The organism is Saonia flava, from assembly GCF_011927795.1.
Lineage (GTDB): Bacteria > Bacteroidota > Bacteroidia > Flavobacteriales > Flavobacteriaceae > Saonia > Saonia flava.
On sequence record NZ_JAATJJ010000001.1, the window covers coordinates 1,284,159 to 1,297,371 of the forward strand.

Genomic DNA, 13,213 nt, shown 5'->3' on the forward strand with positions numbered 1-13,213 from the left:
ACCATGTCATACAACGTTAACGAAAAAGGATATTACGGTGAGTTTGGAGGAGCTTTTATTCCAGAGATGCTCTATCCAAATGTAGAGACCCTAAGACAGCAATATCTCACGATTATGGAAGAGCCTTCGTTTAAAGAAGAGTTTGACCAATTATTAAAAGATTATGTAGGCAGACCTTCTCCCTTATATTTTGCCAACCGATTATCCAAAAAATATAACACCAAAATTTACATAAAACGAGAAGACCTTAACCATACGGGTGCCCATAAGGTAAACAACACCATAGGTCAAATTTTAATGGCTAAACGCTTGGGCAAAAAGCGTATTATTGCTGAAACCGGAGCGGGTCAGCATGGTGTGGCAACTGCCACCGTTTGTGCCCTTATGGGAATGGATTGTATTGTGTATATGGGTGAAATTGATATTGCCCGCCAAGCTCCCAATGTTGCGCGTATGAAAATGCTAGGAGCAAAGGTGAGACCTGCACTATCAGGTAGTAAAACCTTAAAAGATGCAACTAATGAGGCTATCCGTGATTGGATTAACAATCCTGTGGACACCCATTACATTATTGGTTCCGCTATTGGTCCTCACCCCTATCCGGATATGGTCACAAGGTTTCAATCTGTGATTTCGGAAGAGATAAAATGGCAATTAAAAGAGAAAGAGGGTAAAGAAAATCCAGATTATGTAATTGCCTGTCTCGGTGGCGGCAGTAATGCTGCAGGTGCTTTCTATCACTATTTACACGAGGAAAACGTTGGGTTAATAGCTGTGGAAGCAGCAGGAAAAGGTATAAATACAGGAGAAAGTGCTGCAACTTCAGTCTTGGGAAAAGAAGGAATTATCCATGGATGCAAAACCCTATTGATGCAAACACCCGATGGACAAATAACTGAGCCGTATTCTATTTCTGCTGGATTGGACTATCCTGGTGTTGGTCCCATGCATGCACATTTGTATAAGAGTGGACGAGGGGAATTCATCTCCATAACTGATGATGAGGCTATGGCAGCAGGATTAGAATTGACCAAGTTAGAAGGTATTATCCCGGCAATAGAATCATCCCATGCTTTTGCAGTTTTTGAGCAGCGAAAGTTTAATCCCGATGATATTGTAGTGATTAACTTATCAGGAAGAGGAGACAAAGATTTACAGAATTATATTGATTATTTTAAACTATAGGCTTATTTAGCCATTCGTGCGTAGGCGGGAATGATAAAGTGTTATTATTCATGAACAGAATACATCAAAAACTACAAGAAGATAGAAAACTTCTATCCATATATTTTACAGCAGGATACCCAAATCTAAATGATACGGTTCCCATTATCCAAGAATTGGAAAAAAATGGTGTGGATTTAATTGAAATTGGCCTTCCTTTTAGCGATCCATTGGCAGATGGCCCAACTATTCAGGAAAGTTCAACCGCTGCGTTGAAAAACGGAATGACCACAGAAATTCTTTTCAATCAAATAAAGGACATAAGGAAGACAGTGTCCATTCCCTTGATTTTAATGGGATATTTTAATCCTGTTTTTCAATATGGTGTTGAAGCATTTTGTAAGAAGTGTTCAGAAATTGGTATTGACGGACTTATTCTTCCCGATCTTCCTTTGAATGTTTACCAAGAAGATTACAAAGCCATTTTTGAGAAATATGGGCTTATAAACGTATTCCTTATAACTCCACAGACCAATGATGAACGTATTCGTCAAATTGATGATGCCTCAAATGGATTTATTTATATGGTAAGTTCTGCCAGTACTACGGGGGCAAAAACTGGTTTTGGAGAGGAACAGACAAACTATTTTAACCGTATTGAAAGCATGAATCTTAAAAACCCTCAAGTAGTTGGTTTTGGAATTAGCAACTCAGACACCTTTAATCAAGCAACAAAAAAGGCAAAAGGAGCTATTATAGGGTCAGCATTTATTAAACATTTGACCAAAAACGGAACGACAAAAATTGATGAGTTTGTAAACAAAATAAGAATTTAACCCATGGACATTCTAAATAATTGGAAAATTGTAATTCTCCTTTGTCTTACATTGGGACTAGCTCCATTTTTTCCAGAACCCCACATTTGGGGAAAACTAAGATGGATAGCGGGAGGAGCCATCGGAATGAAACCCATGGATTGGTTTGATGTAATATTACACGGTTTCCCATATATACTTTTGTTTCGTTTACTTATTTTAAAGGTTATTTCCTTGTCCAAAAAATAGAATTGTCTACTTTTAAATCTTAGACAAACTAAATTTAAAAATGAGAAAATTATTATCCCTACTAATCATTTCTTGTTCTACTTTTTCCTTCGCTCAAGATGCTACACAACTTAAATCCCAAATACGGCACACTATTGATGAATTAAGGGATTTTGTGCTTATCCCAAATGATGCTTTAGAACATGCCGACATCAATAGAAATCTTACATGGCTGACTCAAAAATTTAATGCAAGGGGATTCAATACATCGGTACTTCCTACTGAGGGAGAATCCATTTTTTTTGCAGCACTGCCTATAGAAGATAACAAACCTACCATTCTCTTTTATATGCATTTTGATGGACAATCTGTTGACCCAAACAAATGGGATCAATCCAATCCATATAAAGTAGAACTAAAAACTTTAGCAGGTGATGAATGGAAAACGTTGCCTTTTTCAGATTTAGATACGGATATAAATTACGATTGGCGCCTTTTTGGTCGTTCAACATCAGATGATAAGGGACCTATTGTAATGTTTTTGAATGCCATTGATTTATTAAAGAAGAATAACAAAACTATTCCCTTCAATATAAAAGTAATTTTAGATAGTGAAGAAGAAAAAAGTAGCAAACCCCTACCAAAAGCAGTAAAGGAATATAGGGAATTATTGGAAGCCGATTTTTTGGTCATTAATGATGGTCCAGTCCATGTTTCTGGAAAACCTACTATTGTATATGGTTGTCGGGGAATTACCACTTTATCACTTACCACATATGGTCCAGTGAAACCCCAGCACAGTGGCCACTATGGCAATTATGCACCAAACCCTGGATTTCAATTGGCACAGGTATTGGCGACCATGAAAGATGTTGATGGCAAAGTACTTATACCCGGATATTATGACGGCATTACTTTGGATGAAAATACGTTATCAATTTTAAAAAGCGTGCCAGACAATGAAGGTACCATAAAAAATACATTGCAAATAAGAACTTCAGAAAAAGTAGGGAGTTTTTATCAAGAATCATTGCAATATCCTTCCTTAAACATTAGAGGATTAGGGTCTGGATGGATTGGCAAACAAGCACGGACCATTGTTCCCGAAAGTGCCACGGCGGAAATTGACATTCGTTTGGTACCAGAAACTAATGGCACTAGGCTAAAGGACTTGGTAAAAAAACATATTGTGAGTCAAGGTTTCCATATAACCGATAGTAACCCTTCCAAATCTGAACGATTGGCACATGACAAACTTATAACAATTACTGAAGGAAGTGTAACCGATGCCTTTAGAACAGACTTGAACAATCCCCATGGTCAATTTTTGGTTGAAATTCTAAAAAACACTTTTGAGGATGATGTGGTACAAATTAGAATTATGGGAGGTACCGTACCCATTTCACCCTTTATCAATGAATTAAAAATTCCAGCGTTTATTGTGCCCATGGTCAATCCTGACAATAACCAGCATAGTCCCAATGAAAATCTTAAAATTGGTCAGATTGCTTATGGAATTAAAACGTTTTATGGAATTCTAAGCTCGGAAGAATAAACATGCCCTTTTACTGCACGGTAATTCCTCTCCCCACTTGTTTTAACGCAAACGTTAGAGTGGAATTCCTCTTTTAAGGGTAAAATTCATAAATTTTAGCCTCTCAAAAAGAAATCCAATACCATGTTCAGGTGATATTCCTTACCTTTAAAAGATGTCATAATTTCCTATATACAAATTACAAAAACAAAAATTACAAAACCCATGAGTAAATCAAAACAAATGGATACATCTAGACGATCCTTTATTAAAAAAGGGGCTATGGCCTCCTCCATTCTTCTTGTCCCAAGACATGTTCTTGGTGGTGTGGGTTATACCGCCCCAAGTGACAGATTGCATTTAGCGGCCATTGGAGCAGGTGGAAAAGGAAGAAGTGATATCCTCAATGCTTCTGTCAATGGTAGAGAAAGAGTGGTCGCACTTTGCGATGTGGACTTCTCGGGCTCGGCAAAAGGTTCTATAGAGAATTTCCCAAAGGCAAAGTTGTTTGATGATTATAGAAAAATGCTGGATAGTGTAAAAAATTTGGATGCCGTAACCATTTCCACTCCCGACCACGTGCATGGGCCAGCTGCCAAATATGCCATGGAGCGCGGTATACATGTATATGTCCAAAAACCAATGACCCACAACATTCGGGAAGCCAGAATGCTTACTGAAATGGCCAGGGAAAAGAAAATTGTGACACAAATGGGAAACCAAGGAGGGTCTAATCCTCTTTTAAACATGGTTCAAAAATGGGTAGATTCTGGTATGTTGGGAAAAATATCCAAAGTGGAAGTATGGACTAACCGCCCCGTATGGCCACAAGGAGGTGCTTTTCCCCAACCCGATGAAAGTTCAAAACCTTCAGCTTTAAATTGGGACCAGTGGCTTGGCCCTGCTGAATATAAGCCCTATACCCCAAATTTACATCCTTTTAGTTGGAGAGGTTGGTGGGATTACGGAACAGGAGCACTTGGTGACGTAGGTTGCCACCTAATAGATATTCCATTTAGAACTTTAGGATTAAAATATCCCACGGATGCCGAATGCAGCGTAGGTTCTGTTTTCTCGCAAATGTGGAGTCCGGACTATCATCCAGAAGGTTGTCCTGCTTCATCGTTTATTACATTACATTTTGGAGCTACCGAAAAAACAAAATCCCCTATTAAAATGACATGGAGTGATGGGGGCATACGTCCTTCGCATCCAGATATTATTCCGGCCGACCATGATATAGGAGGAAAAAACAGTAGTAATGGGGTGTTGATACATGGAGAAAAAGGAATTATTTCAACCAATATCAATGATAGTTCGCCTATCATGCCCAAACTATATTTAAATGATGGTACAACAGAATTTGGTCCTGAAGTAGAAGAAAATGATGAACCTGAATATGGACACCAACGCAAATGGGTAGATGCATGTAAGGCAGGTTTTAATAGCCCAGAGCATCTTGGACTAACTTCTTCTTTTGACTATGCCGGTCCTATGACCGAAACTGTTTTAATGGGTAATCTTGCTATTCGCAGCTATATGCTAAGAAAGGAAAACAGTGAAGGAAATATGGATTTTTACGCCCGCAAAAAACTATTATGGGATGGTGAAAATATGAGAATTACCAATTTGGAAGAAGCCAATCAATTTGTAGGAAGAACCTATAGGGAAGGTTGGGAAATGTAGAATACATTAACATTCGCTAACAGGGATTTAGTAGGTCATTAACATTAATTCCATTTTATAATAGTTATATTATTTAAGAACAAAATAAGTAAATATTATGGGAATTATAGAAGACAAGAGAAAGTTTAAAAGAAAAGTTGAACAAACAAATCCTACCAATCCTACTGGAAATGTTAACCAAACAACCAATAAGGTAGACTTTGATAACGCAACAATAAAAAGTCAGCAAAATAAAAAGTAAGACCATTCTATTTTAACAAATAGAAGTGAAATTTCACATATTAAGTCCGAGATTAAGTTCCCCCTTGAATCTCGGATTTTTTATTTTAAAAAAAAACAATTAAAAATGTCCCCTTTTACTTTCCACGTTTCGTCATTAGTATGAATCATTTTATTAATTTAAACAAAAAAAGAAATGAAAGACTTTATGATGATTTTTATCGGAGCCGACTATCAAGAACTAGGATTATCACCAGAAGAACTACAAACCCGTATGGGAAAATGGTTTGCATGGGGAGGTAAAATGGAAGCCGCCGGTATTCTAAAAGGTGGTGAAGCCCTAGTGTCAGAAGCAAAATGCGTCTCTGGACCAAATAGAACGGTTACAGATGGTCCCTATACAGAAAGTAAAGAAATTATTGGAGGCTATTATACAGTAAGTGCCAAAGATATGGACGCTGTTGTGGAAATTGCCCAAGATTTTCCTGATTATGACTTAGGAGGCACAGTAGAGATAAGGGAAATAATGGTTTTTGATAGATGATCAAAGAACAGGAATTGGACCATCTTTTTCGTCACCAGTACGGAAAGATGGTTTCTATTTTAACTCGAATTTTTGGATTGTCACATATAGAGACCATTGAAGATGCGGTCCAAGATACTTTTTTAAACGCATCGCTTAAATGGCGTAAGGAAATTCCCGAAAACCCTGAAGCTTGGCTTACCAAAGCTGCAAAAAATAGGGCCATTGATTTATTGAGAAAAATCAAAACCGAACACAGTAGAATTTTAAACTTAAGCACAGGACCTTCTTCTATTGCATTTAACCAATTATTTCTAGAACATGAAATTGAGGATAGCCAATTACGGATGATATTTACAGCTTGCCATCCAAAATTAAAACCTCAAGACCAAATTGCCTTCGCTTTAAAGACTATCGCTGGATTCAGCGGAAAAGAAATAGCTTCCGCTTTACTATTAAAAGAGTCAACAGTTAAAAAAAGACTAGCAAGAGCTAGAAAAACAATCAAAGAAAAAAATCTTGTCTTTCAGCTGCCTAAGGATAAAACCTTTGCTGATCGCTTGCACCGAGTGCATGAAGTAATCTATCTTATTTTTAATGAAGGGTTCCACTCCAACCAAAAAGAATTTCTTATCCGAAAAGACCTGTGCGGGGAGGCCATTAGATTATCAAAACTCATCTTAAAAAAAGAAAGCTACCGCACTGGAAGTGGCTATGCCCTATTCGCTTTGCTATGTTTTCATGCCTCGCGACTAGAAAGTAAAATCTCAGAAAAAGGAAAAATTATTGACCTTAAAAACCAAAATAGGACCTTGTGGTTTAAGCCATTGATTCAATTGGGGAAACATGCACTATCCAAGTCTGAAGCATATCCTGAAGTATCCTCTTATTATTTTGAGGCTGCCATTGCCCAAGAACACTTAGATGCAAAAACTTTTGAAGAGACCGATTGGAAAAAAATACTAGTGTTATACCAAAATTTAAATTTGCTGCAAGAAACACCTTTTACTTCATTGAATTTGGCCATTGTACTATTACAATTGAACGAAAATAAGAAGGCTATAAAAATTTTGAATTCAATAAATCCCAAGGATTTGGAACAAAGAAGTTATTTGTACTATGGAAGCAAAGCTGAATACCACAAAAATATAAATGAAATCCCAGAAGCAATTAACTGCATAGAAATGGCTCTAAGTATGGTTAATAATGCATTCGAAAAAAAGTATTTTGAAGAAAAGAAATCTATGCTGAAAAATAAGCAGTCCTCTTAGACAATCTACCACTTTAAAATATTGTCGTATTCGTAGAATTAACCGAACTTAGTTAATTGTTCTAAATCTAACTTCTACATCAATTTAAGCAATGACAAAAAGGAATTTTATACATGTACTTATATTCATTTTCCTTACAATTATTTTATTCTCCTGTAAGTCCGTAGAAAAAATAGTAGATGGCGCATCTACTACCAATTCAAAAACAGCTCTAAAAAAACCATATTTAATATTGGTCTCCTTAGATGGGTTTCGTTGGGATTATGTAGAAAGGTTTAACCCACCTAACTTAATTAATTTCATTAAAAATGGGGTGAAAGCGGAATCATTAATCCCTTCCTTTCCTTCCAAAACATTTCCCAATCATTATACCATTGCAACAGGCATGTATCCCGACCACCATGGTATATTGGGAAATTATTTTTACAGCTATAAAAAAGACCAAACATATGCTATAAGAAATCGTGAAATGGTAGAAGATGGCAGCTTTTATGGAGGAATACCTATTTGGGTACAGGCAGACAAAGCAGGTATGGTATCGGCCAGCTATTTTTTTGTGGGAACAGAAGCTGATATCCAAGGCATAAAACCAACTTACCACTATACTTACAATGCAAGTATAAAAAATGAAGTCCGAGTTGCCCAAGCTCTGGATTGGTTGGCATTACCTCCTAAAACAAGACCACATATCATAACTCTTTATTTTTCTGATATGGATGACGTTGGACATCGATTGGGACCCAATAGCGATGAGGAACTCAAAAAGGCACTATATAAATTGGACAAAAACTTAGGTGATTTAATCAAAGGGGTTAATAAAACAGGACTTCCCGTAAACATAATGATAGTTTCCGACCATGGAATGGCAAATGTGAAGACAACTAATTTTATACCCATAGAAGAGGTGCTAAACGATACAATGTTTTCTGTGATAGATAATGGTGCAATTTTAAATGTTCATCCGAAAGAAGGAGTTTTAATAGACTCTGTCTACCAGTATTTAAAACAGAAAGAAAAAAACTTTAAAGTTTACAAAACCAAGGACACACCAGGGTTTGAATATGTTCCTGAAAATAAGGATTGGGGAGCAATCCAAATTATACCCGATTTTGGCTATTATTTTTTAAGAAACAAAATTATCGAGTCAAGAAAAAAAAGTCTAAATACTACATTTGGAATCCATGGTTATGACCCTAAATACAAAGAAATGCATGGTATTTTTTATGCAAATGGTCCTTCTTTTAAAAAGGGGCATACCATTCCTTCCGTTAAAAACATTCATTTATATCCGCTAATGTGCACAATTTTAGGATTGGATATCCCAGATACTATTGATGGAAAAATAAGTGAACTAAAAGATACCTTAAGAAGTACTGATTAAAAAAACGGTCTATATTGTTGTACCCTAAAATCTAAAGTAGTAAAGTTTGGGTCCATGTCTTTTAAAATCTTGTAAGCTTGCAAGCTTCCTACTGCCCTGTTCGCAGCCCCAGAGGGTGCTGTTAAAGAGACAGTTTTAATGATTCTTTTAGATTTCTTCTCACCTTGGTGTGAGACAACTGGAAGCGAAAACTGATGGATACGGGGAACTTCATCAGAAACAACTTCTAACTTTATTCCATATTCCCTAATATGTTTTCTAAAAAAATATTCTGGTCCATTTTTACTGTTTCCACCTGTAAATAATAGTGTATCCACATTTGTATATTCCTCTAAATACCCAACCAAGTTTCTTAGTTTGATATTTTTCATTCCTAAATCCGAGGCATCAATTTTGGAACGTTCGGCACTGGCAACTATATCACAGACGCCTATTTTTCTTTTCCGTAAAAAGGTTTTACGTTGTTGAGCCGCTTCTTTTGTAGTTTCATATTTAAGGTTTAAGTCAAAAATCTGATTCAAAATAGGCCATAACTGGCCATTTCTACTCCCATAGCAAAAGTCAACATCGTCCTCCTTTAAATCTCCAGTGGTAAACCTAGGTGGTGGTAAAGTCCCTACAATTAGCTTTGTTGCTTCTTGAAAAAGAAAAGGCTCATATGGATGGGTATGCAAAAAAGGTTTCAAAGTTGATGTTGAAATGTTACATTTAGTATTAAATAACTTCCTATAATTATTCCAACACTAAAACTAAATCATCAGAATTTACCAGTGTGCCACCAGCAAGCAGGATAGTACCAACAACTCCTTCTTCAGTGGCTGTTACCGTTGTTTCCATTTTCATTGCCTCAATTACAAATAAAGGTTGGTTTTTCTTTACTTCCTGTCCTTTCTTTACCAATACACTTGACAATAATCCCTGTAACGGTGCTCCAATATGTTTTGGATTAGTACTATCAACTTTTTTGTTTTCTATCTTTTCAACCTTAATGGAATTATCTTTTACTACCACATTTCGCCATTGGCCATTCACCTTAAAGAAAATACTAACATTACCAGCTTCATCTGGCTCACCAATAAGCATTAAGGAAATAAGTACATTTTTTCCACGGTCCAGTTCCACCATGATTTCCTCTCCAATTTCCATTCCGTATAAGAAATTCTTAGTGGGAATGTTCATTACATTGCCATACTTTACATGGTGGTTGTAGGCATCTGTAAACACTTTTGGATAGAGTTTATAGGATAAGAAATCTGTAATCAACAATTCCCTGCCCATGCCAGCTTTAAACTTTCTCTTGAATGATTTAAACTCTTTATCAAAATCTATTGGCTCAAGATGTGCATTGGGTCTTTCTTTATAAGGCTTTTCATCCTTTAAGATGATTTTCTGAAGTTTTTTAGGGAAACCACCAACAGGTTGTCCTAAATCTCCCCTAAAAAAACTTTTCACCGATTCCGGAAAAGAAATTGTTTCTCCCTTTTCCATGACATCCTGAACAGTAAGGTCATTACTGATCATATATTGGGCCATATCCCCAACCACTTTAGAACTTGGGGTTACTTTTACAATATCTCCAAAAAGTTGGTTTACCTCTCCATACATTTTAGTGATTGCAGGGAATTTATCTTCCAATCCCAATGCAATGGCCTGCCCTTTTAAATTAGAATACTGACCACCAGGAATTTCGTGCTTGTATACCTCTCCACTACCGGCCTTTAAACCAGATTCAAAGGGGTAATAATAGTTACGAACGGTTTCCCAATAATTTGAATACTCAGCAAGTTTATCTGTATTAAAACTATTTTCTCGTTCATTGAACCTCATCATTTCAACAATAGAATTAAAATTAGGTTGCGATGTAAGTCCCGATAAACCTCCCAATGCTACATCAACCACATCCACACCTGCTTCAATAGCTTTTAAGTACATAGCCGCTTGTATAGAAGAAGTATCATGCGTATGTAAGTGGATAGGAATGTTGATTTCTGATTTCAAAGCAGAAATCAGTTCAAAAGCAGCTTCTGGTTTTAGTAGACCAGCCATATCTTTTACACCTAAAATATGTGCTCCTGCATTTTCTATATCCTTTGCGAGCTGTACATAATATTTTAAGTCATATTTAGTCTTGGCGGGATTAAGAATATCTCCTGTATAGCAAATAGAGGCTTCTGCCAATCCCTGTGTCCTATTACGAACATGATCTATGCAGGGTGCAATGGATTTCATCCAGTTTAGGGAATCAAAGATTCTAAAAACATCCACTCCGGTTTCCCAAGACTGTTCTACAAATTTTTCTATAAGATTATCAGGATAGGCGGTATACCCCACTCCATTGGAACCCCTTATCAACATTTGTAACAAAACATTGGGCATGGCCTTTCTTAACAAGGCCAAACGCTCCCATGGGTTTTCTTTTAAAAACCTTAGACAAACATCAAAAGTAGCACCCCCCCAAACTTCCATACTGAAAATTTCTGGATGGTTTTTGGCATAACCCTCAGCCACCTTCATCATATCCTGGGTGCGCATACGGGTTGCCAATAAACTTTGATGGGCATCACGCATGGTAGTATCCGTGAAATGGATTTTCTTTTCGCCCTTTAACCACTCTGCAAACTTCTCTGGCCCCAGTTCAGTCAGCAAATCCTTTGTTCCTTTTGGGTATGGGTCATTTTTGGGAAACGAAGGAATTAATGGTTTGGAAAAAACTTTGTTTGGGTCTTTCTTTTTTACATCTGGGTTCCCGTTAACTATAGTCTCACCTAAAAAATCCACCAATTTATTGGCACGGTTTCTAGGCTCCACAAACTCAAATAAAGAAGGTTCGTTCTTTATCCAATTAACGGTAACAGCACCATCTCTAAAAGTTTGGCTTTTTAAAATATTATCTAAAAAAGCCATATTTGTATCCACTCCCCGTATACGGAATTCTGCCAAAGCTCTTCTCATTTTTCTACAAGAACCATCTAAAGTCCTGCTTAAAGCAGAAACTTTTACCAGCATGGAGTCAAAGAAAGGAGAAATGTTTACGCCTTGATAAATACTTCCTGCATCTAAACGAATACCCAAACCTGAAGCACTCCTATAGGTAGTGACCACACCATAATCTGGTTTAAAATCATTGGCAGGGTTTTCTGTTGTTACTCTACATTGCAAAGCATAACCCGTAATGGTCACGGCTTCCTGGCTGGCAATTTTTATTTGTTCATCAGACAGTTTATAGCCCCCGGCAATAAAAAGTTGTGCTTTTACCAAATCTATATTGGTAATCATTTCAGTAACCGTATGCTCAACCTGTATACGCGGGTTTACTTCAATAAAATAAATACTACCATCATCATCTACCAAAAACTCTACCGTACCAATATTGTTGTAATCAACTGCCTTGCAAATATCTATGGCATACTTATACAAACTATCCCTAGTTTTTTGGGGAAGTCCCATAGAAGGGGCAAACTCAATTACTTTTTGGTAACGCCTTTGCACTGAGCAATCCCGCTCGTATAAATGAACAATATTGCCATGAGTATCGGCAACAATTTGAATTTCTATATGTTTGGGATTTTGCACGTATTTCTCTAAAAATACAGTATCATCCCCAAATGCATTTAAAGATTCCCTTTTTGCTTCGGGAAAAGCTTTTTTAAGTTCCTCGTCAGAAGTTATAACACGCATTCCACGTCCACCTCCTCCAGAAGCAGCTTTTAACATGATAGGGTACCCTATTTTTTTTGCCTCTGAAAGAGCCGTTTTAATATCTACAAGATCCTCATCACTACTTTGTATTATGGGAACATTGTTGGCCACGGCAACTTCTTTTGCCATTATCTTATCGCCCAAAGCCTTTAATACTGAAACTTTCGGGCCTACGAAAATAATTCCGTTGTCCTCACACTTCTGTGCAAATTCTGCATTCTCTGAAAGAAAACCATATCCAGGGTGAATGGCATCCACATCATTATCTTTTGCCACTTTAATAATGGCATCCATATCCAAATAGGGTTTTAGAGGCTCGTTATCTTCACCAATTTGATAACATTCATCAGCTTTGTAACGGTGAAGGGAATAACGATCTTCATAGGTATAAATACCTACCGTTTTTATACCAACTTCAACACAAGCCCTAAAAATTCGTATTGCTATTTCCCCTCTATTTGCTACTAAAACCGTTTTTATTTTCATGTATGTACTTCCTTATATTAAACTTGGCAGGACAGGCTCCCAAACATACAAACATACTGCATTTAGGCCTTTTTATCAATAATAGAAAGCTATAAATTAAGGGAAATTTGTTACAATATAACATTGTTTAAAATCCAATATAGAACAGATAAAAACATGCAATAAAATAAAGTAGATTGTAAAAAACTTGATTAATCCCTAGTAAAC

General features: G+C 36.7%; 11 protein-coding genes. 9 read left to right on the top strand and 2 right to left on the bottom strand.

Annotated elements, in window-relative coordinates:
- The first annotated feature begins 3 nt into the window (after positions 1-3).
- The 9 genes from trpB to GGR42_RS05685 all read left to right on the top strand — a co-directional run bounded on the left by trpB (position 4) and on the right by GGR42_RS05685 (position 8,821).
- Complete coding sequence (gene trpB / locus GGR42_RS05645; protein WP_167961693.1) at positions 4-1,185, top strand: tryptophan synthase subunit beta; 1,182 nt, start codon at positions 4-6, stop codon at positions 1,183-1,185.
- 50 nt (positions 1,186-1,235) lie between these two features.
- The gene (gene trpA, locus GGR42_RS05650) at positions 1,236-2,000 is read left to right on the top strand and encodes a tryptophan synthase subunit alpha (RefSeq protein ID WP_167961695.1); all 765 of its coding nucleotides are present in this window, start codon (positions 1,236-1,238) and stop codon (positions 1,998-2,000) included.
- Positions 2,001-2,003: 3 nt separating this feature from the next.
- Entirely contained in the window at positions 2,004-2,228 is a 225-nt protein-coding gene (locus GGR42_RS05655) for a hypothetical protein (protein WP_167961697.1), read from the top strand.
- A gap of 40 nt (positions 2,229-2,268) precedes the next feature.
- On the top strand, positions 2,269-3,762 hold the full coding sequence (locus GGR42_RS05660; protein WP_167961699.1) for a M20/M25/M40 family metallo-hydrolase: 1,494 nt from the start codon (positions 2,269-2,271) through the stop codon (positions 3,760-3,762).
- A 204-nt stretch (positions 3,763-3,966) separates the two neighbouring features.
- The gene (locus GGR42_RS05665) at positions 3,967-5,427 is read left to right on the top strand and encodes a Gfo/Idh/MocA family protein (RefSeq protein WP_167961701.1); all 1,461 of its coding nucleotides are present in this window, start codon (positions 3,967-3,969) and stop codon (positions 5,425-5,427) included.
- A 97-nt stretch (positions 5,428-5,524) separates the two neighbouring features.
- Positions 5,525-5,668, top strand: a complete 144-nt coding sequence (locus GGR42_RS05670) for a hypothetical protein (RefSeq protein WP_167961703.1) — start codon at positions 5,525-5,527, stop codon at positions 5,666-5,668.
- Between the two features lie 174 nt (positions 5,669-5,842).
- On the top strand, positions 5,843-6,190 hold the full coding sequence (locus tag GGR42_RS05675) for a YciI family protein (RefSeq protein ID WP_167961705.1): 348 nt from the start codon (positions 5,843-5,845) through the stop codon (positions 6,188-6,190).
- Positions 6,187-7,440, top strand: coding sequence for an RNA polymerase sigma factor (locus GGR42_RS05680; protein WP_167961707.1), 1,254 nt, complete (start codon positions 6,187-6,189; stop codon positions 7,438-7,440). The genes GGR42_RS05675 and GGR42_RS05680 overlap by 4 nt, the downstream gene beginning before the upstream one ends.
- Positions 7,441-7,531: 91 nt before the next feature.
- Positions 7,532-8,821 (top strand): alkaline phosphatase family protein, encoded by a 1,290-nt coding sequence (locus GGR42_RS05685; protein WP_167961709.1) that lies wholly within the window; start codon positions 7,532-7,534, stop codon positions 8,819-8,821.
- On the opposite strand, the gene GGR42_RS05690 is transcribed toward GGR42_RS05685, so the two are convergent.
- The gene (locus tag GGR42_RS05690; RefSeq protein ID WP_167961711.1) at positions 8,818-9,507 is read right to left on the bottom strand and encodes a uracil-DNA glycosylase family protein; all 690 of its coding nucleotides are present in this window, start codon (positions 9,505-9,507) and stop codon (positions 8,818-8,820) included. The genes GGR42_RS05685 and GGR42_RS05690 overlap by 4 nt on opposite strands.
- Before the next feature lie 46 nt (positions 9,508-9,553).
- The gene (locus GGR42_RS05695) at positions 9,554-13,006 is read right to left on the bottom strand and encodes a pyruvate carboxylase (RefSeq protein WP_167961713.1); all 3,453 of its coding nucleotides are present in this window, start codon (positions 13,004-13,006) and stop codon (positions 9,554-9,556) included.
- Positions 13,007-13,213: the final 207 nt, after the last annotated feature.